The organism is Weissella diestrammenae (assembly GCF_014397255.1).
In the GTDB taxonomy this organism is placed as follows: Bacteria; Bacillota; Bacilli; order Lactobacillales; family Lactobacillaceae; genus Weissella; species Weissella diestrammenae.
The window spans coordinates 1,265,732-1,289,133 of record NZ_CP060724.1; the positions used below are offsets into that span (position 1 = coordinate 1,265,732).

32 protein-coding genes and 2 pseudogenes are annotated in these 23,402 nt (G+C 36.8%); 27 read left to right on the forward strand and 7 right to left on the reverse strand.

Annotated elements, in window-relative coordinates:
• Nucleotides 1-50: 50 nt before the first annotated feature.
• The 8 genes from H9L19_RS06160 (at nt 51) to H9L19_RS06195 (ending at nt 9,615) form a co-directional block, all read left to right on the forward strand.
• Nucleotides 51-1,253, forward strand: coding sequence for a metallophosphoesterase family protein (locus tag H9L19_RS06160; RefSeq protein WP_187528805.1), 1,203 nt, complete (start codon nt 51-53; stop codon nt 1,251-1,253).
• Nucleotides 1,243-3,534 carry an ATP-binding protein gene (locus tag H9L19_RS06165; protein WP_187528806.1) on the forward strand — a complete coding sequence of 764 codons (2,292 nt, stop codon included), beginning with the start codon at nt 1,243-1,245 and terminating at the stop codon, nt 3,532-3,534. The genes H9L19_RS06160 and H9L19_RS06165 overlap by 11 nt, the downstream gene beginning before the upstream one ends.
• A gap of 38 nt (nt 3,535-3,572) precedes the next feature.
• Nucleotides 3,573-4,526: a 3'-5' exoribonuclease YhaM family protein gene (locus tag H9L19_RS06170; protein ID WP_187528807.1), complete on the forward strand. Its 954-nt coding sequence runs from the start codon at nt 3,573-3,575 to the stop codon at nt 4,524-4,526.
• Between the two features lie 10 nt (nt 4,527-4,536).
• The gene (locus H9L19_RS06175; RefSeq protein ID WP_187528808.1) at nt 4,537-6,057 is read left to right on the forward strand and encodes a carboxypeptidase M32; all 1,521 of its coding nucleotides are present in this window, start codon (nt 4,537-4,539) and stop codon (nt 6,055-6,057) included.
• An 84-nt stretch (nt 6,058-6,141) separates the two neighbouring features.
• On the forward strand, nt 6,142-6,750 hold the full coding sequence (locus tag H9L19_RS06180; protein ID WP_187528809.1) for a nitroreductase family protein: 609 nt from the start codon (nt 6,142-6,144) through the stop codon (nt 6,748-6,750).
• A 156-nt stretch (nt 6,751-6,906) separates the two neighbouring features.
• Nucleotides 6,907-7,263, forward strand: a complete 357-nt coding sequence (rplS, locus tag H9L19_RS06185; RefSeq protein ID WP_187528810.1) for a 50S ribosomal protein L19 — start codon at nt 6,907-6,909, stop codon at nt 7,261-7,263.
• A 143-nt stretch (nt 7,264-7,406) separates the two neighbouring features.
• Nucleotides 7,407-9,242, forward strand: coding sequence for a translation elongation factor 4 (gene lepA, locus H9L19_RS06190; RefSeq protein WP_187528811.1), 1,836 nt, complete (start codon nt 7,407-7,409; stop codon nt 9,240-9,242).
• A gap of 130 nt (nt 9,243-9,372) precedes the next feature.
• Nucleotides 9,373-9,615 carry a type B 50S ribosomal protein L31 gene (locus H9L19_RS06195; protein ID WP_187528812.1) on the forward strand — a complete coding sequence of 81 codons (243 nt, stop codon included), beginning with the start codon at nt 9,373-9,375 and terminating at the stop codon, nt 9,613-9,615.
• Nucleotides 9,616-9,810: 195 nt separating this feature from the next.
• Here H9L19_RS06195 and H9L19_RS06200 read toward each other — a convergent pair whose 3' ends face one another.
• The 4 genes and pseudogenes from H9L19_RS06200 to H9L19_RS06215 all read right to left on the reverse strand — a co-directional run bounded on the left by H9L19_RS06200 (nt 9,811) and on the right by H9L19_RS06215 (nt 12,807).
• Nucleotides 9,811-10,737 (reverse strand): tyrosine-type recombinase/integrase, encoded by a 927-nt coding sequence (locus H9L19_RS06200; RefSeq protein WP_187528813.1) that lies wholly within the window; start codon nt 10,735-10,737, stop codon nt 9,811-9,813.
• Between the two features lie 57 nt (nt 10,738-10,794).
• Nucleotides 10,795-10,884: pseudogene (locus H9L19_RS08515) on the reverse strand (hypothetical protein); the annotation flags it as partial.
• Nucleotides 10,885-11,307: 423 nt separating this feature from the next.
• Nucleotides 11,308-12,042 carry a DUF4236 domain-containing protein gene (locus tag H9L19_RS06210; protein WP_187528814.1) on the reverse strand — a complete coding sequence of 245 codons (735 nt, stop codon included), beginning with the start codon at nt 12,040-12,042 and terminating at the stop codon, nt 11,308-11,310.
• A gap of 84 nt (nt 12,043-12,126) precedes the next feature.
• Nucleotides 12,127-12,807: a hypothetical protein gene (locus H9L19_RS06215; protein WP_187528815.1), complete on the reverse strand. Its 681-nt coding sequence runs from the start codon at nt 12,805-12,807 to the stop codon at nt 12,127-12,129.
• 539 nt (nt 12,808-13,346) lie between these two features.
• Between H9L19_RS06215 and H9L19_RS06220 the strand changes: the two genes are divergently transcribed.
• Complete coding sequence (locus tag H9L19_RS06220; protein ID WP_187528816.1) at nt 13,347-13,691, forward strand: hypothetical protein; 345 nt, start codon at nt 13,347-13,349, stop codon at nt 13,689-13,691.
• Nucleotides 13,692-14,011: 320 nt separating this feature from the next.
• Here H9L19_RS06220 and H9L19_RS06225 read toward each other — a convergent pair whose 3' ends face one another.
• Both H9L19_RS06225 and H9L19_RS06230 read right to left on the reverse strand, forming a co-directional pair.
• On the reverse strand, nt 14,012-14,377 hold the full coding sequence (locus H9L19_RS06225; RefSeq protein WP_187528817.1) for a DUF805 domain-containing protein: 366 nt from the start codon (nt 14,375-14,377) through the stop codon (nt 14,012-14,014).
• Nucleotides 14,378-15,592: 1,215 nt separating this feature from the next.
• Nucleotides 15,593-15,937 (reverse strand): helix-turn-helix domain-containing protein, encoded by a 345-nt coding sequence (locus H9L19_RS06230; RefSeq protein ID WP_187528818.1) that lies wholly within the window; start codon nt 15,935-15,937, stop codon nt 15,593-15,595.
• Nucleotides 15,938-16,185: 248 nt separating this feature from the next.
• On the opposite strand from H9L19_RS06230, the gene H9L19_RS06235 reads away from it, so the two are divergent.
• From H9L19_RS06235 to H9L19_RS06245, 3 genes are read left to right on the forward strand one after another with little or no spacing between them, the layout of a single operon-like run.
• Entirely contained in the window at nt 16,186-16,389 is a 204-nt protein-coding gene (locus H9L19_RS06235; RefSeq protein ID WP_187528819.1) for a helix-turn-helix domain-containing protein, read from the forward strand.
• A gap of 12 nt (nt 16,390-16,401) precedes the next feature.
• Nucleotides 16,402-17,178 (forward strand): phage antirepressor, encoded by a 777-nt coding sequence (locus H9L19_RS06240; RefSeq protein WP_187528820.1) that lies wholly within the window; start codon nt 16,402-16,404, stop codon nt 17,176-17,178.
• 43 nt (nt 17,179-17,221) lie between these two features.
• Nucleotides 17,222-17,476: a hypothetical protein gene (locus H9L19_RS06245; protein WP_187528821.1), complete on the forward strand. Its 255-nt coding sequence runs from the start codon at nt 17,222-17,224 to the stop codon at nt 17,474-17,476.
• On the opposite strand, the gene H9L19_RS06250 is transcribed toward H9L19_RS06245, so the two are convergent.
• A complete protein-coding gene (locus tag H9L19_RS06250; protein WP_187528822.1) occupies nt 17,466-17,798 on the reverse strand; it encodes a hypothetical protein in 333 nt (110 codons plus the stop codon). The genes H9L19_RS06245 and H9L19_RS06250 overlap by 11 nt on opposite strands.
• Before the next feature lie 98 nt (nt 17,799-17,896).
• Between H9L19_RS06250 and H9L19_RS06255 the strand changes: the two genes are divergently transcribed.
• The 15 genes and pseudogenes from H9L19_RS06255 to H9L19_RS06320 all read left to right on the forward strand — a co-directional run bounded on the left by H9L19_RS06255 (nt 17,897) and on the right by H9L19_RS06320 (nt 23,401).
• Nucleotides 17,897-18,109, forward strand: coding sequence for a hypothetical protein (locus H9L19_RS06255; protein WP_187528823.1), 213 nt, complete (start codon nt 17,897-17,899; stop codon nt 18,107-18,109).
• A gap of 9 nt (nt 18,110-18,118) precedes the next feature.
• Nucleotides 18,119-18,310, forward strand: coding sequence for a hypothetical protein (locus H9L19_RS06260; RefSeq protein ID WP_187528824.1), 192 nt, complete (start codon nt 18,119-18,121; stop codon nt 18,308-18,310).
• A 32-nt stretch (nt 18,311-18,342) separates the two neighbouring features.
• Entirely contained in the window at nt 18,343-18,612 is a 270-nt protein-coding gene (locus H9L19_RS06265) for an ImmA/IrrE family metallo-endopeptidase (RefSeq protein ID WP_187528825.1), read from the forward strand.
• Nucleotides 18,613-18,883: 271 nt separating this feature from the next.
• Nucleotides 18,884-19,117, forward strand: coding sequence for a helix-turn-helix domain-containing protein (locus tag H9L19_RS06270; RefSeq protein ID WP_187528826.1), 234 nt, complete (start codon nt 18,884-18,886; stop codon nt 19,115-19,117).
• A complete protein-coding gene (locus tag H9L19_RS06275; protein ID WP_187528827.1) occupies nt 19,095-19,346 on the forward strand; it encodes a hypothetical protein in 252 nt (83 codons plus the stop codon). The genes H9L19_RS06270 and H9L19_RS06275 overlap by 23 nt, the downstream gene beginning before the upstream one ends.
• Before the next feature lie 32 nt (nt 19,347-19,378).
• Entirely contained in the window at nt 19,379-19,588 is a 210-nt protein-coding gene (locus tag H9L19_RS06280) for a hypothetical protein (RefSeq protein ID WP_187528828.1), read from the forward strand.
• Between the two features lie 9 nt (nt 19,589-19,597).
• Complete coding sequence (locus tag H9L19_RS06285) at nt 19,598-20,044, forward strand: hypothetical protein (RefSeq protein WP_187528829.1); 447 nt, start codon at nt 19,598-19,600, stop codon at nt 20,042-20,044.
• The gene (locus H9L19_RS08445) at nt 20,041-20,211 is read left to right on the forward strand and encodes an ERF family protein (protein ID WP_338061911.1); all 171 of its coding nucleotides are present in this window, start codon (nt 20,041-20,043) and stop codon (nt 20,209-20,211) included. Before H9L19_RS06285 ends, H9L19_RS08445 begins: the two co-directional genes overlap by 4 nt.
• Nucleotides 20,204-20,668 (forward strand): ERF family protein, encoded by a 465-nt coding sequence (locus H9L19_RS08450; protein WP_338061912.1) that lies wholly within the window; start codon nt 20,204-20,206, stop codon nt 20,666-20,668. Before H9L19_RS08445 ends, H9L19_RS08450 begins: the two co-directional genes overlap by 8 nt.
• Nucleotides 20,669-20,677: 9 nt before the next feature.
• Nucleotides 20,678-21,058, forward strand: coding sequence for a putative HNHc nuclease (locus H9L19_RS08400; protein WP_250779590.1), 381 nt, complete (start codon nt 20,678-20,680; stop codon nt 21,056-21,058).
• A gap of 22 nt (nt 21,059-21,080) precedes the next feature.
• Entirely contained in the window at nt 21,081-21,389 is a 309-nt protein-coding gene (locus H9L19_RS08405) for a putative HNHc nuclease (RefSeq protein ID WP_476756212.1), read from the forward strand.
• Complete coding sequence (gene ssb / locus H9L19_RS06300; protein WP_187528830.1) at nt 21,355-21,786, forward strand: single-stranded DNA-binding protein; 432 nt, start codon at nt 21,355-21,357, stop codon at nt 21,784-21,786. Before H9L19_RS08405 ends, ssb begins: the two co-directional genes overlap by 35 nt.
• A gap of 11 nt (nt 21,787-21,797) precedes the next feature.
• Nucleotides 21,798-22,652: a DNA replication protein gene (locus tag H9L19_RS08310; protein ID WP_243198140.1), complete on the forward strand. Its 855-nt coding sequence runs from the start codon at nt 21,798-21,800 to the stop codon at nt 22,650-22,652.
• Nucleotides 22,639-23,253, forward strand: a pseudogene (locus tag H9L19_RS08315) (RusA family crossover junction endodeoxyribonuclease). The gene H9L19_RS08310 and the pseudogene H9L19_RS08315 overlap by 14 nt, the downstream one beginning before the upstream one ends.
• Complete coding sequence (locus H9L19_RS06320) at nt 23,246-23,401, forward strand: hypothetical protein (protein ID WP_187528832.1); 156 nt, start codon at nt 23,246-23,248, stop codon at nt 23,399-23,401. The pseudogene H9L19_RS08315 and the gene H9L19_RS06320 overlap by 8 nt, the downstream one beginning before the upstream one ends.
• Nucleotide 23,402: the final 1 nt, after the last annotated feature.

The following is a 23,402-nucleotide window of genomic DNA, read 5'->3' on the forward strand; positions in this document are numbered from 1 at the left end:
GCAACGCAATCATTTCCTTGTTTTATCTAGAGAGAAAGATAGGACAAGATATGAAATTTATTCATGCAGGAGATTTACACCTAGGCAACGCGTTTGTTGGATTATCTGATGTACCCGATTGGGTATTGAGTCAATTACAAGTTGCGACATTGACTGCATTTCAAAACCTTATTAATTGTGCGATTCAAAAACGGGTTGATTTTGTTTTATTGCCGGGTGATATCTACAATACACATCAAGTCAATCCCCAAATTCAGTTATTTTTTATTGAACAAATGAATCGCTTGAATGACGTAGGCATTCAAGTAGTTCTTAGTTATGGTAATCATGATTATATTACTGATTTTGCGACTCAAATGTCATTGCCTGAAAATGTGACAGTCTTATCACATGAAGTCCAGACGCTTCACATGGTGACACAACAGGGAGAAACGGTTGCAATTTCGGGGTTTAGTTATGCTAAACAGCATATCCATAGCGCAATGGTTACTAACTTTCCTAGTGAAGGGCAAGATAAGTACCATATTGGCATGTATCATGGTGAGCTTGGACAAGATGGTCAGGGTGACTATGCACCATTTAGTATAAGTGAGATGAATGAAAAGCATTATGATTACTGGGCACTTGGGCATATTCATATACGAAAAACATTACAAAGTCACCCTTTTATTGGTTATTCCGGTAGCTTGCAAGGATTGAATCGCAAAGAAAATGGCGAAAAAGGGTTTTATTTGGTATCAGAGAATTCACAAGGGTGGTTAGTGCCAGAGTTTATCGCTGCAGCACCAATTGTTTGGGGTGAACAAACTGTGACCATGAATGAAGATTTAACACTGACAGATTTTGTGATGCAAATTCGAGAGCAGATGACGAAAGTAGTAAATACTGATTTAACGCTTATTAATTTGACAATCAAGACGGAAAATTGGCAATTGATACAGTTGTTGAGTTCTCCACAATTTCAACATCAAATGAATGTTGCTTCTAGAAGAGAGGACCAATACTTTGTTTATCAAATACATGTTGAAATGGCTAGGGCTCAAAATGAAATGCCAGTGATTGCTGATGAATATTGGGAAAATACATTTAATCAGTTAATATCTTTGGATAGTTTACAAAAAAATGGGTTGAATATTGTACAAAATTTAGCAGTTTTTGATTATTTTAGTCGGCCTCAAACAATGGATGATATGGGCGAACAGGTTCAAGAAATTATCCGTCAAATTCAAGGAGGCTTGTACCGTGTGGATTAAACAGGCAAAGATAAAGAGTTTTGGTCGGTGGTCGGATGAAACCTTTGAATTTGATTCAGGATTACAGGTTGTTTTTGGATTAAATGAAGCGGGAAAAACGTCATTGCATCAGTTTATTAGTGGTGTTCTGTTTGGATATCCACAGGCACGATCAAACAAGATCAAAACCTTTGAGAATCAAGGACACAACATCTATGGCGGTAGTCTGATTATTGAAACTAATCAGGGCTTTTTTGAAATTGAACGTCTTGGGCGAACCGATTCAAAATTACAAGTGATTGATTGTGCTAATCAAGTACATGAAGATAATCCAGAACAAAAATTGACAGAAATCCTAGGCCCATTAACGCGCGAAATATTTTCAGCAATTTATAGTTTTGATCAAGAAAGTCTACTGCAAATTTATAGTTTAAAACCGGCTGATTTAAATGATCATTTACGACGTATGGTGATGCCAGGAGCAGAAGCATGGTTGACCGTTGCGACCAGCTTGGAAAAAGAAACTGCATTGCAAATGGGAACGACAAAGACTGCCAAACGTCCGATTAATATGGCTTTGTCCCATTTAGAATTAAATGAGACAAATTATTTACAGGCTTTACAGACGGCACCAGATATGGCGCAACTTAATTTGGCAAGGCAGGCCGCTGATGAGCAAGTGAAACAATTATCACGTCAAATTGAGCAAGTGCAAGAACAAAAATTACAAATGAAGCAGTTAGCTAGTCAGCAGCCGATTTTTCAAAAGAAACAGGCGCTTAAGTCAGAAATGGATCAACGATTGGCGCCACTTGATAAAAGCAAAGTTAATCAAGTGACGCAATTGTTAGCCCAGCAAAAAAATTTGCAAACTGTGGGTCAACAAACACATGTAGATGATCAACAGTTGACCTATACAAAAACAATAATTTCTGATATTGATCGATTGGTTGATCAAAGACAGAAACTAAATCATCAACGAGAAACAAAGGTCGATCAACAACATTTGATTTTAAGCCATTATCCAATGGATACTTTACCAGAACCGTTGTCTCAATCAGAATATGTGCGCTTAACAGAACGCCAAAAGCAACAAAATAGTCATTCTCAGCAACGAACAATTGGCCTAGTGATAGGCTTGATAATGTGTATCGGTGGCATGATTTTGCAGAAATCAGCAATTGCTTTCATTGGCGGTATTATCGGTGTTATTTCTTATTTCAGTGCACAATGGTTGATTAAAAAAACAGCAGTACATGTGGATTATCCAGTTGAGGATATTTTAAAAATGCAGCCTGACTTGCGCTTGTTTCAAGATCTGAAGCTACAAATTCTACGAGTTGATGAGCAATTGGAACAAATTAATCAAGTAATAACAGATAATATGCAACAGATTCACTGGTTAGATGAATCAAATGATTTATTGCAAATCAAACAACGTTTTGCTGAGATTAACGTTTTACGTGAACAGCAGACACGTCAAAAAGTTGAACAATTACAATTGGAGACTAAGATTCAAACGTATTTCACACAATTAGGAATACAAGATGAGGCAGAATTGTTGGATAGGTTAGCATATGATCAAATAACTGAAAAGTTAAAAAATGAGTATGGCATGATTGAACAACAGCTGGTAGACGTAGCACCGGAAGATATGGCAAAGTTAAATCAGACGTCAGTATTAAGCGATGAAACATCAACATTAACAACACAACTACATGCGCAACAGCAACAATTAGCAGCACTGAATTATCAATGGCAGGAGTTGGGTCGAGATGGGGCACTTGGCCTTGCACAGCAAAAACTTAATAATGAACGAACAGAAGTGATTCAAATGTTGCAAGATTATTTTGTACATCGTCTTGCAAGCATCTGGATTCAAAAGACATTGGATGTAGCAATTGGTGACCAATTACCGCGTTTAATTCAAATTGCAAACCAATTTTTGGCACGATTAACACAGGGTCGGTATACTGAAATTAAATATACAAAAACATTATTGCGTGTTGTCACATCTCAGGGTGAATTGGTTAATCTGATTGATATATCTAAAGGAACAGCGGAGCAAGTATATGTGGCACTCCGGTTGGCCTTTATCAAGCAATCAGAGTTGAAATTTCAATTCCCAATATTAATTGATGATGCTTTTGTTGACTTTGATGTGCATCGCCGTGAGAGCATTAATCAAATATTAGATGAGTTTGTGCAAGCAGGTTATCAAGTTGTTTATTTTACTGCCCATCGCGGTCAATATCAAAGAGTAATTGATCTAAATGTGAGACAGCATGAGAATAGAGTGTAACTAATTGATGATATTAAGTAATAAGGAGCGTGAATAAGATGAGTGATTCAAAACAACTTCGAGATTATCAAGTTGATGAAAATATAAACGGGTTTGTATTGCTAAAACAAATTGATACACGGGTTACTAATAGTGGTAAACCATACTTAGCAATTACGGTTGCAGATCGATCAATGGAAATTTCGGGTATGAAGTGGGATACAACTGAAAACGAAGCTGCAGCTTTAAAGGTGGGCGAAGTTGTTGCAATTTCGGCTGTTAGACAAGAATATCGTGATAAGCCCCAACTAAAATTCTTTGAAATTCGTCCAACAACTCTAGGCGAGCCGAATAATCCGGCAGATTATATGGCTTCAGGTCCAATGAAAGCAAAGGAAATGGAGGAAGAAGTCAATGCACTACTTTTTCAAATTGTAAATCCAACATGGCAAAGAGTCGTGAGATTTCTTTTGAACCAGTATCATGAACAGTTCTTTACGTATCCGGCAGCGAAATCAAATCATCATGCCTTTGCTGGTGGATTAGGCTTCCATTCACTATCGATTGCTAGATTAGCGCAATCTGTCGTTAAACAATACCCAAATGTTGATGGTAGTTTATTACTAGCCAGTGCACTTCTACATGATTTAGGGAAAGTAATCGAGCTATCCGGACCAATTGCAACGACTTACACAATTCCTGGTAATTTAATTGGTCATATCGTGCTAATTGATGAACAGATTGTTTTGGCAGCACAGGAGTTAAACTTGGACTTGTTTAGTGAAGATATGGTAGTCTTACGGCATGTTATCTTGGCGCATCATGGACAGCTAGAATATGGGTCACCAGTACGTCCGTTGATTAAAGAAGCAAATATCCTACATCAACTTGATGAACTCGATGCCAATATACAAAGTTTTGATAATGCATTGGCGGAGACGAATCCTGGTGAATTTGGGGCAAAATCATGGGCGTTAGATAATCGATCAATTTATAAACCAACTGAAAAGTGAGGTTAGATATATGGCGAAGCAACTGACAGGTGATGATTTACATGAATTGTTGAAAGAACAAGCATTGTTGGAAGAAAACATGGCTCTTTTAAGTTGGGATCAGTTGACGGGAATGCCTGTTAAATCTGGCGAATTTCGAGCAGAATTAATGGCATATTTAACAAAACGTTATTTGAAAGTCACGACAGGTAAGAAAGCGAAAGCGCTATTAGATTATTATCAGTTACCAAACAATCAATCGACACTTAGTATTGATGATCAAGCCTTATTTCAGCGCTTCTCACATGATATTAAGTATGTGATTAACGTACCTGCAGACGATTATATTGCATTTGAACGTCTAAAAATTATGGCACAAGATGCGTGGGCTGCTGCACGAGAAAAAAATGATTATGCGATTTTTAAGCCGTACCTTGAAAAACTCATTCATATGACAAAACAACTGATTCCTTTATGGCAAACGGATGAGCAAACACCCTATGATGTACTATTGGGTCAGTACGAACAGGGCCTAACGACTAAAAAACTAGATTCTATCTTTAATCAAGTAAAGCAGGGTCTTGGTGCTTTACAACAAGAACTTCAATTAAATGGGGAAACACCTGATAACCAATTTTTGCATCGCTCAGTGCCTAAAGGCTTGCAATTGCGATATATTCAGCCGACCATTCAGCGACTCGGTTTTGATTTTGAACGTGGGCGATTAGATGATACGGTACACCCATTTATGCAGGATATGAACCGTAATGATGCACGTATTACAACACGCTGGTCTGATAGGGACTTCAAAATGGCTGTGCTTGGTTTATTTCATGAAGCTGGTCATGGTATGTTTGCACAGAATGTCGATTCAAAATGGGATTATACGCCCTTTAATAAGGGGATTGCGATGAGTATTCACGAATCACAGTCTTTGTTCAATGAAGTGATAATCGGACAGGATGAAGCATTCTGGTACCATGAATACCCTAAACTACAGGATATATTTGGTGATGTACTGGCAGATATTTCATTCGAACAATTTTATGATGGTTGGATGAAAACAGAACCAACACTCATCCGAACTGAGGCCGATCCACTAACGTATCCATTACACATTATTATTCGCTATGAAATTGAAAAAGCAATTTTTAATGATGACCTGGATGTATCAGAGTTACCAGCACTATGGCGAGAAAAATATAGAACATATTTAGGTGTTGTACCAGAAGATGATGTCACAGGTATCTTACAAGATATCCATTGGGCAGATGCCAGTTTTGGCTATTTTCCATCGTATGCATTGGGACATTTATACGCTGCGCAATTTAGATATGCAATGAATAAGGAGCTGGATATCTCTAGTTTGTTACAATCAGGTGATTATCAGCCATTAATTGATTGGCGCCGAAATCATATTTGGCAATATGGTGCATCGAAATCGCCAAGTGATATATTATTGACAGCGACAGGAGAGCCGCTAAATCCAAATTATTGGCTTGATTTACAACGAAAACGGTATGAAAAAGTTTATCAAGTAAAAGTGGATTGATTATTCTATTTACTTTTTGTAAGTAAAATAGTAATCTTAATGATGTTAGCAATAAACCAATTAAAGAAAGTGGAGATTAATATCATGACATTAGCAGAGAATTTCTTGAATTTGGAAGCCAAGCGACGTTCAATTTACGCATTGGGAAAGCAAGTAACGGTTGGTGATGATCAATTAGTTTCATTAATTGAAACGGCAATTAAAGAAGCACCAACATCGTTTAATAATCAAACTGTTCGGGCTGTCATTCTATTTGGTGAGAAGCATGATCAGGCTTGGGATTTGGTTGCTGATCGTTTGAAGTCAGAGGTACCAGATGAAGCAGCATGGGAAGCGACCCAAAACAAAGTCAATGGATTTAAAGCAGGTTATGCAACTGTATTGTTCTATACTGATACGGACGTTGTAAAACAATTTGAAAATGACTTTGCGTTGTATGCGGATAATTTTTATGATTGGTCAGAACAAGGGCATGGAATTGCAACTTATGCGACGTGGCTTGCCATTACAGAAGCAGGTTTAGGTGGCACAATTCAGCATTATAATCCACTTATTGACGATAGTTTTGCACAAGCATTTGACATTCCATCTAACTGGCGGTTGCGGTCACAATTTGTTATTGGTTCAATTGAAGCACCGGCAGGAGAGAAAACATATTTGGCAGATGACGATCGTTTCAAAGTTTTAAAATAATCATTCCTAATTGAATGACATAGTTTTATGGGTTATTTTATACCTTTTACTTGAAATGATGGTTCAAATTTGGTATATTTATATCTGGTTTGAAAAGCCATATTAACGATGTTCCGCTGGTCGGATGATTAATGAATGTCGATTAGGAGATTTGATATGCGTCAAAATGCATTGTTAGAAAAGTTGACTGAATCACAATTACGGAGTGATGTCCCTGATTTCCGTGCCGGAGATACAGTTAAGGTTTATGCACGTATCGTCGAAGGATCACGTGAACGTATCCAATTGTTTGAAGGTGTTGTAATCAAGCGTAAGGGTGCTGGTATCCAAGCAACTTACACTGTTCGTAAGATTTCGAGCGGTGTAGGTGTTGAACGTACTTTCCCATTACATTCACCACGTGTTGATAAGATTGAAGTTGTTCGTTACGGTCGTGTTCGTCGTGCGAAGTTGTACTATTTGCGTGCATTGCACGGTAAAGCAGCTCGTATCAAAGAAGCTCGTCGCGGTTAATTTGAACAGCATAAAAAACTATCCGATAGTTCGGATAGTTTTTTTGTTGCATTAAATAATTTTTGCATTTTGTTAATAGATGCAGAGCGGCATTATTTCACGTATAATAGATTAAATATAGAGAATAAATAAAGGAGCGCAAAATGAATATTGAAGAAATGCAGGCGCGCCAAAAACATATCCGTAATTTTAGTATTGTGGCTCATATTGATCATGGGAAATCAACGATTTCTGATCGGATACTAGAGGCCACACATACTGTAGCTGCTCGAGATATGCAGTCTCAGCTTTTAGATACCATGGATTTAGAACGAGAACGTGGTATTACGATTAAGATGAACGCCGTTGAGGTGCACTATCAGGCAAACGATGGCGAAACTTATATTTTTCATTTAGTCGATACACCAGGTCACGTAGATTTTTCATACGAAGTCTCACGCTCACTAGCTGCGGCTGATGGCGCAATTTTGGTTGTTGATGCTGCACAAGGGGTTGAAGCCCAAACGTTAGCGAATGTTTATCTAGCATTGGATAACGATTTGGAGATTTTACCTCTGATTAATAAAATTGATTTGCCTGCAGCTGACCCAGAGGGTGTCCGAAAAGAAATTGAAGATGTAATCGGTTTAGATGCATCTGATGCTGTGCTCGCCTCAGCGAAGCAAGGCGTTGGTATTCCTGAATTATTAGAACAAATTGTGCATAAGCTACCTGCACCTATAGGCGACCTAGAAGCACCATTAAAAGCGCTGATTTTTGATTCATCATACGATGCGTACAAAGGGGTTATCTTAACCTTACGCGTAATGGATGGTGTTGTACGACCAGGCGATAAAATTCGTTTTATGAATTCGGGTGCTGAGTATGAAGTGACCGAAGTTGGTGTTAATTCACCTTATCCGATTAAAAGAGATGAGTTGATGGCGGGGGATATTGGTTATTTAGCCGCGTCAATTAAGAACATTCGTGATGCAAGGCCGGGTGATACAATAACTACTGTAACCAATGGCGCAAGTGAAGCGCTTGCGGGTTACAAGCCTATGACTCCGATGGTATATTCGGGATTATATCCGTCAGATAACGCAAAATATAATGATTTAAGAGAAGCGCTTGAGAAATTGCAACTAAATGATGCATCATTAGAATTCGAACCAGAAACGTCCCAGGCGCTCGGATTTGGGTTTAGAACTGGGTTCTTGGGTATGTTGCATATGGATGTGATTCAAGAACGTCTCGAACGTGAATTTGATATGGATTTGATTACAACTGCACCGTCAGTGACCTATCATGCCTATATGAAAGACGGAACTAAAGTAGAGGTTGCCAATCCATCAGAACTACCGGATCCGGGACTAATTGATTATATTGAAGAGCCATTTGTTCATGCACAGATTATGGTACCAAATGATTATGTTGGCGCAGTAATGGATTTGGCACAACGTAAACGTGGTGAATTTGATACCATGGATTATTTGGATGCAAATCGTGTCAATGTTAAATATTTTCTACCACTATCAGAAGTTATCTTTGAATTTTTTGATAAGTTAAAATCTTCAACTCGAGGATACGCATCATTAGATTATGAATTAGCTGGCTATCGTCGTTCTGACTTAGTTAAAATTGATATTCTTTTGAATGGTGAAAAAGTGGATGCGTTAAGTTTTATTGTGCACAAAGATTTTGCACAAGAACGAGGACGCATTATTACGGCGAAATTAAAAGAACTTATTCCACGTCGTAATTTTGAAATCCCGGTACAAGCTGCCATTGGTGCAAAAATTATTGCACGTTCAACCATTAAAGCTTACCGGAAAGATGTGACATCAAAAATTCATACAGGTGATCCGGATCGACGGGCAAAATTATTGGATAAGCAGAAGCGTGGTAAGGCACGAATGAAGTCTGTCGGGACTGTTGATGTGCCACAGGAAGCATTTATGGCTGTTTTGAAGACAGGCGATGAAGAAACAAAGAAATAGGGTAACGATACCTGTTTTAAATCTCATGAAATGTTATACAAGCCCAATGAAATGTGGTACAATAATTTAGTTAATAAAACTGACTCTGGTCCAAATCATTGAGAGAGGCCAGGGCTATAAGGAGAACATCATGCAAGCAGGAATTCACCCAGAATATCGTGACGTTGTATTCGTTGATACAACTACTGGTGCAAAGTTTTTAGCTGGTTCAACAGTTAATACAAATGAAACAGTTGATTTTGAAGGCGCAACCTACCCAATGGTTCGTATTGAAACATCATCAGATTCACACCCATTCTACACTGGTAAGGCTAAGTTTACTCAAGCTGACGGTGCAGTTGACAAGTTTAACAAGAAGTACGGTTTGAAATAATTAGAAATCGTTTATAACCCTGTTGTTACGGTACAAACGCCGTTGCAATGGGGCTTTTCTTTATATAAAAAGGTTGTGACTGCGCATGATAATTTGTTTTTTGTCGTTAAATTAGGGCACCTTTTGGGAACTTTTGAGTGCATTTTTTAAACTTGGGCACCCTTTTAAAAAAGTTATTTGTTGGGCACCCTTATATTATTGACCTAAAATATCTAACGTTCTTCCAGCTTCCAAATCTCTTTTGCTGCTTAAAAGATGAGTATAGACATTCTGAGTTACTGATATGCTTGAATGTCCTAGGCGAGCGGAAACGTATTTTATATCGACATCATGGTTAAGCAAAATAGACGCATGAGTATGTCGTAATCCATGTGGTGAAATTATTTTTGATGCTCCAATTGAAGTTAATAGCGAAGATAAATGTTTTCCTACAGCTCTTGTATCACTAGTTTCTCCAAAAATATGTTCATCAAGTGGAGAACACTCAGAAATATATCTATTCAACTGATCAAAAAATTTATTAGGCATTTCTATATGACGAATAGACGAGTTGGTCTTTGGTTTAACAAATTCAAAGGGGCGATGAGCCGTCTTGGATTTAGTAACACTAATTGTGTTATTTCTAAAATCAATATCATTCATCGTTAATGCGAAGGTTTCACTTATACGCATGCCGGATAAAGCAGTAGTGTAAATAATCATTAACCATCGATTTAATGGATAATTCTCAATATGATGAACCATGTTATTAAAATCTGATTCTTCTAAAAATTTTTGGCTACTATCTTTTGACGCGTGGCCGTTAATTTTAACCCGAAAAGTAGGGTCTTTGTCTAATATACCCTCTGATACAGCATCCTTAAGAACCATTCCAACATTTACTGACAAGCCTCTAACAGTAGATTTGGCGTGAGTTTCTGCAAAATCATTTAAGAATTTTTGAAAAACATTCTTAGTAATATCGGAAATCTTTATACCTTCAAAATATTCACTCACTTCTTTTTGAGCAGAGTAGTGCGTTATGAATGTTTGTCTTGCTACATCTGATTTTTCATATTTTGCAATCCACTCATCAAAATAATTAGGGAATAATATTTTTTTATTAATATCATTCTCGCTCATCTTTTGTTTATTTTTAAAATCAATCGTATATTCTTCTGCTTCTTTTTTTGTTCTAAATCCTGACTTTGTTGCACGTTTCCGTTTTCCTTGATTATCACGATAAGAGATAATGGACCTCCAAGTTTTCCCGCGTTTTTCGTACGATATTAGCTTAAACCTAACCTTTCTTTCGTTTTAAGAGCAGTTTAAAGACATGCCCAGGTCTGTGGTATAATTTATACAGAAAAGAGCTAGTGATAGTGCTTTTTACGTGAATCACATCCTACTGTTTGCCGACGGGGGGATGTGATTTTTTTATTAGTCGTTCAAATTATATTGATATGATGAATTCAACAATTCGTGTTTTTACCATTCTTCAATTTTTTTACAAGAGAGGATTCAAGAGCAGAAGTAAATAAGAAAAGTGAAAGCATAAGATACATAAAGAAAAATTTTTGTTAAACAGATATTTTTATATTAATGGCCAACTTCCCAATAATATCCAGCTGGTAATGCGACACCTGGTGCAATAATGTGACTGTGCCCTTTTCGGGTTGCGCCCAGGTATATCCATTCTCAATTGCCCAACGACTACCAGTAGCGATTAGTTGGCTGAGTTTGAGCAGCATATGCTGCTGCGGATGCTTGAGTTGAACTCTGATATGCAGCAGCAGATTCAGCAGCTTTTGAGCTTTCAGCTTCGGAACTTGCGATGGACATTGAAACTGATACAGATACAGATTCAGATGCTATTGATTCCGATTCAGATATCGAAGACGCAATAGATTCACTTTCATCATCTTCTGTAGTATTACTTGTAGATGATGAGCTTATGGAGTCTAATTTTGTTGGGGCGGGCGAGTGTTGAGATGAATAGCCAATCGTGCCTACAACGATTAGTGAAATTGAAATAAGCAATATCCAAAACGCGTTTTTATTTTTTTCTTTTTTAAGTAACCTTGAATTTATAAATATATATCCACTGATGATAAGTAACAAAACACCTAATATGACACTGGTTTGACCCATAAAGTAGCTCGCTAATAAAGATATAATACCGACTAGAAACCAGAACCACCAGTTATTGGTATTGCCATTCTTCAATACTCTATTCAGTTGATTCAAATTGTTTGATTTAGAACTCGATGAATCCTTGACATATGAGATTCCTGTTCCTGGAATTGATGATGTTGTCCTAGTACCGCCACTTGCTTTTTTTGTATAACGAAAATTTTTACTACCAAAACTCCAACCGATACCGGATTTACTAAAATTAAGTTTAGCGCCTCCGCCTAGATTAATGCTTTTTCTGAATCTGAATCCCATTGATAACTCCTTAAAATAGACCTTTTAACGTGATTATCTGGCACGTAATATGTATTTCCCAATACAAAGAAAGGGGAATGCTTTTTATTTGAATGAATCCAATGTTAATGACTTATCTAGCGCAGAAGAACGACCTATTTCTTTTCCAGATTGATCACAAACAACTGAAAAGGGCAGACTTGGATTATCCTTAGTACTTAAATCAAAAAAATTGACCAGTCTGTAATCAATGAATATTTGAGAAGCTGCTGCGAATTGCGCTTGTTTCGCAACTGCAAGAATTCCTGGTTTGTTTAGAACATTTGCAGCGTCAGCGGTTAAATAAATTTTAATTCCATTTGTACCACCAGCATCATAGTATGCAATTTTATTGATAGTTGTTGACCACGCAAAATTTGTGTTTGGTTCACGTGTTTCACCTTCTGGCAATGCTTTTCCGTTTTCGTCGAGTTTACCAGTTGCAAAGCCTTGGTCTTCGCTTAGATGATTAGCTATCAACTCATTGAACTTAGAGATTATCTGTCTATCACTTACTTTTTCTCTTTTGTTGATGCTTGGTTTAGTTGCTGATTTGTTTGAATTTGAGCTATCAATTGACACGAATAGTATCCCGATAATCAGGAAGATAAGTGCTATCGTTAATGTCCGCTTATCTTGTTTATTCATATCATTCACTTTTTTTACTTTATTCTTATTTAGTTTGACTGCTAATACGATAGACGTAACTAACGCAATGAGTAGCAGTAAAATACCAAATACTGTCATAATTCATAGCTCCTTAAAATAAACTTTTTCGTCGTTTATGATTGGACTTAATTGGGTGAATTTTATTTATTATGTTTTCGCGATTTATTATTGGGGAGTTTAATATGTTTGTTATCTTGAATACGTACTGATATTTTTAATGCGTATGCTGTGTATCCTAATAAAATTGTAGAAATAAGGGATACTACGAAAATCAACGGGGTAACGTGTTGACCTTGAATTCCAATTTCAAAATAAATTGTTGAGAACGGGACAAACGTCAAAAATATTAAAATATATCTAAGCCATCTGCATGCACTTATACTTACATTTTTGATTATTTTTTCAATTAACTTATTGATTAATATGAAGATAACGGTGAGAATTAGAGACCCTGTTAAATATAGATAGAAGTGGTCATATTTTGCCATTTTTGGTACTCCAAATAATTGTTATTAACAAGTAAGAAATTACATATTGATAGCATCTGCACTCCTTCTTGATGTTTTTTTGTAAGCTATGAAAAAGGATGCTTACTTGTCATTCAATGTTAGAAATATATGGGCAGTATTAAAAATTTCAAGGTAATCGAGACTATCAATATTCCTATGATTGAACCAATTAAAGAGCAGAGCCAAAAAATTGGTTTATTTAAAAATATTTTGAAACGTACAGCTCCGACAATAGCACCAACTCCGCCACCTAAAATGCTAAACCAAAAAAGAGATCGATTCAGTGTTGTGTACTGCACATTTCCTGCTAATTTGTCTCTAGAAAATTTTGAATTAGAGCTAATCTCTACATATGCCAAAAAGTTCAGAACAAGTATTAAAAGAGGAATTGCCTCAGGACCAGAATGTGTTCCTGCTAATAATGTAATCAGACCACTAGTTTCTATCATGTAACTGTCCTAATTAACCTTTTAACGTGGATGCCTGGCACGTATGTATCTATCCCACAGAATTGTGGGTACCGGTGTATAGAGTCTAATGTTGATGAGTTATACGAACGCCAAGAAAAAACAAAGTGACACTGAGTACTAATAATGCCCATTTTACTTGGGGTGACACGCTTAGTTTTTTTGAATTTTGTACATAGAGCCATAGAAGGAATAAAAATAATCCGATAATTGCAATAATATTACCCATTTGATACTCCATTAAAATGAATAGTTTAACGTGGATGTTCGGCGTGTATGTATCCCACAATAAAGTGGGAATTAAGTTTAGTTCCAACGACTAGGCTTAGAAGGTAGAAGCATCAAAATAATTTTCCAGATAGTCCCGATGAATGGGATAATCGAAATTAAAACCCACCAACCTGAACGGTCAGTATCGTGAAGCCGACGGATTGACACCGTTAGATTTGCGAACCAAAGAACAATGATAGCAACGTTTCGAATCATAGAAACTGTCAAATCTTGAACATTATAAATTTCGGTGATTGGGTGTCCTGTGAGTCCTTGAATGAAATTAACAATCAGAGCTCCCAAAACGAAATTAATAATTACTGGCCACCAATAGTCAGAGCGACTTGCTGTTCCTGAAGCATCCAGAAAGTTATTCCAGAATTTCTTATAAGATGTAATCATAAGCTTTCTCCTTAAACCTTTTAGCGTGGATATTCAGCACGTATTAGAGTTTGACATCGTTTAAATGCAAGAAATAGAGTTATATGTTATACTTTGTGTAGATTATATGGGATAGAAGTTATGTGCCTCTGTCTATAAACCACCAGGAAGTGAAGCGCCTGATGGTTTTTATTTTATACATATTTTTTGTGCTACACTTATTTGGTGCCAGCTTCACAATAGGCACTAGATTGGAGGCATATAGTAGTAGTATGTTCCATGTAATCGATACGTTGCTTGCAGCGTTATTGTCATTGATTGTGGCTGTAATAACACCATTTATCATTGACGCATTAAAGAAGTTATTTAAGTAGCTTCTGGGCTCTGCTTCGGCAGAGCTTTTTTATTTTGTTAATTAATTGGTTGAAAATTTTAATCGGTCAGTGAGCATTGATTCTAAATAATGAGCAGTGTCGAACCAATTCATGAGTATGGAAGAAGTGGGTGACTAATTATATTGCTTCAATCAGTCTTTTAACGTAGATGTTCAGAACGATAATCATCTTTTTCTATTTTTTTAGCAGCATTAAACTTAACTATGGACCAGATAGTCATAAAGTGTAACGGGATAAATGTCGGTTTCTCTAATTTAAACGTTCCATTGGCTATCTTAAATGAGATCATTTCGCCTCTTGTATAGATAGCTACGAGTACGGAAATAGCAGTTAATATCGTCAATACTATGGATAAGACAAGTCAAAATACAGATTTATTCAAAATATTCATCTCTTTTCGTATTAGTAGATTGATTGTTGTCAATCTGTTTACGTGGTTGTTCAGCGCGTAAGTTTATTTTGCGATACTAGTTTTAAATAAATTGGCAGCAAGATCTAGGTGCTCGTTTGCGCCAGTGCAGTTTACAAAATCCAACAAGTTATTACTATATTCATAGTAATCCCAACGCTTTTTAAGATATTGAATGGCTAGGGGAGCTGCTTCACGTTCATCTGGATTAGTTACATCGTAGTCAGTGAAGGATAGTCTGCGATGATGGTGTAGTGCGTGAATATATTCTTCAGCTAAAGCGTATAGAGAACCATTGATACTACTTAGATATATAATGTGCTCATCGGTGTCAGTATATGCTTCATTTTGAAGGGGTAATGAGGTTTCTACCTGATATCCTATGCTCTCAATATCATGTTTTAAATCATCAAAAATATACTCATCTTTGATCTACTCACGACCTTCATACAAGGTATCGAGATATTGTTTAATGAGTTTTGCATCATGATCAGTAACAGGATGACCACCATACGAAACGAGTCTTTTTTTGATGCCTTCGATACTATTATCTGTTTCAACATTTGGTTGAATAGTTTTGTCATCAGAATTATTAATTAGTCTATTTGTAGAGACGTTTAAAACATCTGCAATTTTGGTTAATGTTTCTAAAGATGGATTTTTTCCGTTCTTATATTGATAGATTGCGTTTTTTGATAGACCGGCCCGCTCGGCTGTTACTTGTAGACTGAGTCCACGTTCTTTTGCAACTGTTTTAATATTATCAAAGACTGACATGTAGTTTCCTCACTATGAAATTATGAGAAATTTACACCAACAGAATAAAAAATGCGCGTTTTTTATAACATTGGTATTATAAATTCATCAAGTAATTAGTTAACAAAAAATAAACCATATCAGAAATATACTTTGGCGAGTGATGACTGGTATAGAGGTATTATTTGTTTCTTTTCTTATGCACTAATTTTATACCATTGTTATAAGTTTTGCAATAACTTGATGAATTTAATACAAGGAGGATAAAAATGAGTGAATTAGAGATGGCAGTAGCTGACTTGCGTATCAAATTCAAAAAAGCATTACTTGAAAACGATATGAAACAAATTGAGTTAGCACGAATATTAGATGTAGCGCCAGCACAAATTTCAAGAGCATTGGCGGGAAATACGACACCGAAAGACATTGAGATTCAGCGACAGGTAGCCAAGATTTTGAAAATTAAGTTATAGGAGGAGATGAAAATGGAAAGTGTCACAGTATTTAATTTCGAACAAATGAATGTTCGAACAGTAGTAATAGATAACGAACCGTATTTTGTCGGTAAGGATGTTGCAGATGTTTTGGGATATAAGCGAACTGCGGATGCATTAAAGCAACATGTGGACATTGAAGACAAAGGGGTCGGTGAAATACAGACCCCCGGCGGAATTCAAAATATGACTGTTATTAATGAATCTGGTGTATATTCATTAATCTTTGGTTCCAAGCTAGATTCAGCCAAGCGATTTAAAAAGTGGGTGACAACTGATGTCCTACCATCAATTCGTAAAAACGGTGCTTATTTGACCAACGAGAAGATTGAGGAGGTGCTAACGAATCCTGATACGTTGATTAGTTTAGCTACTCAATTGAAAGAAGAGCGAAATCAGAAATTAATGTTGCAACAGCAGGTTGCTGAGAGCCGACCAAAAGCAGACTACTATGATCGAATTATGAAGTCTAAGTCATTAGTAACCATTAGCCAAATCGCTGAAGATTATGGTTGGTCAGCACAACGGACGAATGCCAAATTACATGAACTGGGAGTTCAGCATAAAGTTGGCGGTCAGTGGTTGATGTATGCAAAGCACAAAAACCACGGATATACGTTCAGTGAAACGCAGGATATCTCCCAAATAGTCGGGAAAGACAAAGTGGTCATGAATACAAAATGGACACAAAAAGGTCGAGTATTCATTTATACATTGTTAAAAAACAAAGGTATATTGCCGACCATCGAACGAGACGATGTGGCATAGATATGGTGTGAGAACGTTTAAAAAATGCGGAAGGAGTGGGGATATGACGGGAAAAACGAATGATATTGAAGTATTCAATAAAATCATTACGTATTCAGATACCATTAAAAAAATTATTAATGAATACTCTGATGAGATTGTTGATTCACTTTTACAAAACAACAAGACCTATTCTAGTGCTTTAACAGAATTAAAGCAGAATAGGCCGATACAAAATGATGATATTCAGATGGATATTTTTAATCAAGTTTCCGAAAAAATTTTGAATGTTGCAACGAATCAGGAAGTTAAGGCTTAAGAATGGATACTATCTCTCGCGCCCAACTAAGAATGTTCTTTATATCATCTGAAAATTTCTTCTCTCCGTATTCTATGCCGGAATTATTTAAGGTAATGATAAATGGTACATCGCTTCCGTACACAACGGTCAAATAGTTTAAGGTGGAGAGTTCGTTAATAGAGTCTATAGTATCGGCAGTTGACATATTTAAATTAAGCGAATCGTGAAGAGTGGAATAGTTACCAAATATTTTAGCTTTTGTTTTATCTGTTCCAGAATTCACTTTAGATTTGTATTGATTATAAATCAATATTAGAAGTTTTTCTGTATCTGAAGTCATAAGTAATTCTCTTTTCATATTCGTTGTAGGACAAAGCAAATGAGCTAGTAAATAAATTTTATCAAAAAATAAGAAGAAGTAATGAAAGGAAGTGAATCATGTATAAAAAGACATCAGATTTAATGGATCGCGGCTATCAACTTATGAATAGATTTGATGTGAGAGCCATTATGGGCTGGAGCGATTATCGTTATTACAAAGAAACGTCCAAATCAGAGTGGTTGCGAAATTGTGTTAATCAAAACCCTGATGGTTTTCCAGAATGGCGGCGAAGTGATGTGGAGCGATTTTATCGTTTGAATAAATATTAGGAGGAGTAAATGAGTGGTTATGTATTAGTACCGATGACTACTATCATTGGGTTTCTATCAGTCATTGGTATTTACGCGGTTATCGAAGAAGTAGCACGTCGGGCCCGCAATAGAAAGATATTCGCGGAGTATGCAGAAGCACGTGAAGCACGATTAAATGACACGTTTGTGATGCTTAATGAATTAGGGGAGACAAAATAATGGTTATATAAATTGTTGGGACACCATATGAAGTGAAAATTGTGAAGGTAGTCGATAATGACGAATATATTTGGGGATTAACGGTTTATTCAACAAATACCATTTATTTAAAGGAATCCCTAAATCATGATCGTAAAATTGAAACTTTAGTTCACGAAATGACTCACGCGATTTTGTTTGAATCTGGATACAAGGATCATACAGAAGATATGGCTAGAACAATAGGGAAATTATTGTATTTAATTCTAAAAGAAAATGGTAATCCTAATACATTAGAGTTACCAAATTGGTTAAATATATGAGTCATTTCTTATGACTTTTTGCTTGAGAAAGTGCACTAGCAGCTAAAGTTTTGGTTGTTTTATTTGTCTTTCCACTACGTAGAGCTTTTGAAGCTTTAGTAGCTACTTTTGCGGACGTTGTCTTTCGACTAGATGATTTCGGCATAATGATCCTCCTTATTAAAAAATTGAGATTAATTATTATTGAGTGTTATCTGATGCAAATAGGATTAAATCTAGAGTTAATTATAACCTGATTTTATTATAGGTACAACTGAAGAAAGGAATGAATATGTATATTTCTGAAATAATCAAAAACAGAATAAATGAGCTTGGTATCACATGGTATAGGCTATGGAAAATCACAGGTATAGGCTGGGGAACATTTGAGCGACTTAAGGAGAATCCTAACAATAGGGTGTCAAGCATAAACCTGATTAAAATAGCGAATGCGTTAGAAATTGATTTAAATGAATTTAAAAAAATAGATGGGAGTGAGATTAATGACAGCCGAAATAGCAACTAACATTATTGTCACTGCTGCAAAGAATAACTTAGGCGTGTACATTGCACCTGAATCATTTATGAAAAATGGTGAACGCCAGCATATTTTGATTTTCAATGGTCGAGTTCAAGGCAATTCTATTATTGGTGGTCAACGTGTGATCAATGCAAACGATGCAGTCCGAATGCTATCAGAAATGGTTATTTATGAGGACGAAACAAAAGGACTAGTCGCCTGCCAGCAAAACTAGTCCACCCTTAAATACCACGAGGTAATTATAACATGAATGAACAAATGATAACGGTTAGTGATGATTTCTTCACACCGGCACAACTATCTGAACAGATTAAAGCGATTAACACATCCGACCAATCAAATCTGGATAAAAAGGATGAAGTTAATAAGATTATTACGGCATTAAGCCGATTTAAAAAAGCAGCTCAAACAGAATTTAATAGGCAGATACAGCCAGCATTGGACTTGGAAAAATAAGCTAAGTTGTTGAAAGGCAATATTGTAATTGCAATTGAACAGGAATGGCATAGCGAAGAAAACAATAATAAGCGACTAGATATTCTGAATGATAAGTTCGGATTAGAAGCTGATACCGATGGTATGGCAGAACGCTTTGCATCAGATAAGAAGTTATGGACACCTGCGGGTAATCCAAGCTCAAAGATTAAAGACATGATCATTGATGAGCAACGGCGCGAAAAAGAGCAGCAGGAACTCAAGCGTGCACAAGATGCGCTAGAAGCAATGCAACATGATGAAATCACAACGACTGAAAATGTTCAACCAGTGGCGCAAGAGCCAGTAATTGCAGTCAGTCAAGACAACTGGCAAGAGTTCGTTGACCGAGTAACGCATCTAGCAAATCAATATTCTGTTCGTTTGGTAGTTAGTCCATTCGAGAAGAAAGTCATTATTGAAAGCGAGGCTGAATGATGAATATTTACGAAAAATTATTAGCGATTCAATTTGACTTGAGAGCACCTAAGAATCAGAAAAATGATTTCGGTAAGTTCAGCTATCGAAGTGTTGAAGATATTTTGGAAGCCGTTAAGCCATTGTTAAAAGAGCAGGAAGTAACTCTTACGTTGGGAGATGGGTAAGCGTATATACATTAATGCCACAGCAACATTACGAGATGCGAAAGATGAGAAACAGATTATTGTTGCGACTGGATATGCACGGGAATCCGATACCAAAAAGGGTATGGATGAGATGCAGATAACAGGTGCAGCAAGTTCGTACGCACGAAAGTATGCACTAAATGGTTTGTTTTTGATTGATGACAATAAAGATGCTGATACAAATGAGTATGCAAATCAAAATGAATCGAATAAAACAGAAGCTAAAACTAGTAATCAAAAACCGCACAATGACCTGAATAGTTATTTCACTTTATGGTTTAAGAGACTTCAAGAGAAAAAAGGCTTAACAGAAGCAGCAGTGTATGTGGAATTGAATAATACGTTTAAAGTGCCTGACTTAAAAGCATTTGATGCGTTAGATGATGCTAATAAACAGACCATAATTAAATGGTTAAAGACGATTGCAGAATCATAGGAGTAGCAAATGGATTTTTGGGGACGAGTGACAAACGTTAGCGGTAATGTAGTTACTTTGTCACTAGAAAGTTTAGAAGAAGCTAGTGAAGTCTCACGGTTACTAATGCAAGACAAACCTGAAGCATATATTAATATTCCAGATGGTCGATTGATTAGTAAGACACAGCGTAAAAAAGCATATGCGATTATGGGTGACATTTCGGATTGGGCAGGATATGGGCCTGAAAAAATAAAAGAATTGATGAAGTTTCATTTTGAATTTGAAACAGGGCATGAATATTTTAGTTTTGCTAGTGTCGACATGACGACTGCCAGAGAGTTTATTACATTCCTTCTGGATTTCGCCTTAAAAGAGCACATACAGCTTAAAAAGACAGGTTTGGACTAATCAGGACGATTTAGACGCTTACATGCATCAGTCACTCAAATATCGCTCCTGCGTGCTATGTGGGAGACATGCAGATGTGCATCACATTGATGTAATTGGAATGGGAAATGATAGACGCAAGGTGGACCATCGCGGACGGCTATTAATTGCATTGTGCCGTGAGCATCATCAACATGCTCATCAAATGGGTTGGCTGACATTTAAAGACCAGTATCACGTAAAAGGCGTGACCTTAAATGCAGAAACATTGAACAGATTAGGAATCATGACATACAAGCGAATGAAGGAGATTGACGATGAACAGAGTAGTACTAGTAGGACGATTGGCTAGAGACGTTGAATTACGCTATACGCAATCAGGAACAGCAGTAGGATCATTTAGTATCGCAGTAAACCGGCGTAAGAAAGTTGATGGGCAACCAGAAGCAGATTTCTTTAATGCAACGATTTGGCAAAAGGCGGCTGAGAACTTTGCTAACTTCACACATAAGGGTGCACGAGTTGCGATTGAAGGTCGTTTACAAACGAGCAGCTACCAAAATAAAGAAGGACAAAACGTATTCAAGACGGAAGTGATTGTTGAGAGTTTTGATTTGCTAGAAACAAGGGCTGAATCAGAAAGTTACAAGCAAGGGCAGAATAGCAATGATCCATTCAGCCAACCTGCAAATAATCCATTCTCTGGTGGCAATGAGATGAACATCACAGATGATGATCTGCCATTCTAAAGGAGAAACAGATGGCTCAACGAAGAATGATAAGCAAGAAAGTAACTGATACAGATGTTTTTCTAGAAATGCACTTATCCACACAGGCCTTATATTTTCACTTGAATATGCATGCTGATGACGATGGATTTGTAAGTAATGTTAATACCATCATGCGGATGATCGGCGCATCTGGTGATGATGCAAAGATTTTAATTGCTAAACAGTTCTTGATTCCATTTGATGATAGCGGCGTAGTAGTGATTAAAGATTGGCGTATTCATAACTACATTCGTAAGGACCCATATAACGAAACGATGTATAAGGAAGAACGCAAAAAACTCAGTGTTGACGCTAATGGTGCATACCAAGTCAACGAACCGTCTACGGAACGTGCACGTGTCGTCAACGAGACGTCACCACAGGTTAGGTTAGGTAAGGATAGGTTAGGTAAGGATAGTAAAGATATACGAGCACCGAAAATTGAATTTTCGGAAGATTTCGAAAAACTATGGGAAATGTATCCAAATAAAAAAGGGAAGAATGTTGCTCAGAAAGCATTTAATAAAGCAATTAAAGATGGTGACACTGTTGAACAGATAAGAGCAGGTATTGAAGCATACAAGGCTTATACCAAAGCAGAAGGTACTCCAGTTATGTATATCAAACATGGTTCTACATTCTTTAATCAGCGAAGTTGGAACGATGACTATACAATTCAAGCTAAACCATCACAACGACAAGTGCCAGTTCGTGAGACACAGCCTGATTGGGATAACCAACCAGTTGAAATTGTTTCAGCAGAGAAACAGTTAGAGCTGGATAAAATGCTTGCACATATGTCTGATAGACGACGTGAGGCGGAGGACAAGCATGGTATTTCGTGAAAAATACGTATTTGATATCGAACCTCAGCAGCAGGAGCGTCCTAGGTTTGCGAAGCGTGGAAACTATGTTAAAGTCTATGATCCAATTAGAACCGCAAACTATAAAAAACAATTGAGAATGATTGGCGAGAATATTGGGAATAATATCTCTAATTTTGACGAGAAGGCACCTATAAGACTTGAAATTACGTTCTATCGGCAAATACCTAAGAACGCACCTAAGTGGCAGAAACGATTCGTTAAGACGCATGAATGATTCCCGGTAACTAAGCCTGATTTAGCGAATTATATTAAGGCCTTCGAAGATGGATTGAACGGGATATTGTGGCATGACGATAACCAGATAGTTGATATCTTAGCTAGAAAAAGATATGGACGTCCAAGGATTGAGCTCGAAATAATTGAGCTTGTTCAAGGAAATAAAGACAGTAGAACAAGCATCTCTGGCTTATACCCTGAAATTGACGAGTTACAGTTGGAAATTTATGAATTGGATATAAACAAAGACGCACAGAAACTAATTGATAAAGCTGAAAATTTAAAACAGGCAGCTGAGAAATATATATACCTTGAAAGTAGTGAGAAAACGAAGGATGAATAGTACAGATTTTAATACTCGATTGAGACGAGAAGCAATCGGACATGGATTTAACACTTGGGAGGATTTTGAAATGTCAGAACCAAGAAATGCAGCAAATGCAAAGTTACAGGTCATGCGAAATGATAAAGAAGTGAGCTTACAGTTTTGAA